The 288-nt window shown below is 71.9% G+C and carries 1 protein-coding gene; it reads left to right on the top strand.

Going from position 1 to position 288, the window contains the following annotated elements:
* Nucleotides 1-269, top strand: a 269-nt coding sequence (locus AOK01_RS45810) for an AMP-binding enzyme (RefSeq protein ID WP_425424788.1), incomplete at its 5' end; no start/stop codon positions are given.
* Nucleotides 270-288 lie beyond the last annotated feature (19 nt).

The following is a 288-nucleotide window of genomic DNA, read 5'->3' as shown; positions in this document are numbered from 1 at the left end:
TCGCCTACGTCGTCCTGCGCGCCGGCGCCGAACCGCTGAAGCCCGCCACCGTCAAACGGTTCGTCCGCGAGCACGGCGTGGCCGCCTACAAGGTCCCCGACCTCGTCGAGTTCGTCGACACCTTCCCGCAGACCGGGATCGGCAAGGTCAGCAAGAAGACGCTGCGTTCCGCCGCGGCCCCCGTGGCTCCCGCAGCCCCAGCGGCCCCAACGGCCCCAGCGGCTCCCGTGACACCCGTGGGTCCCTTGACACCCGCCGAGCAGTCCTGAAAGGCCCCTCCCCCATGGC

It is taken from the genome of Streptomyces aurantiacus (assembly GCF_001418335.1).
Classification (GTDB): Bacteria; Actinomycetota; Actinomycetes; order Streptomycetales; family Streptomycetaceae; genus Streptomyces; species Streptomyces aurantiacus.
The sequence above is the reverse complement of the archived record's forward strand: the minus strand, read 5'-3'. Positions and strand labels throughout refer to the sequence as shown.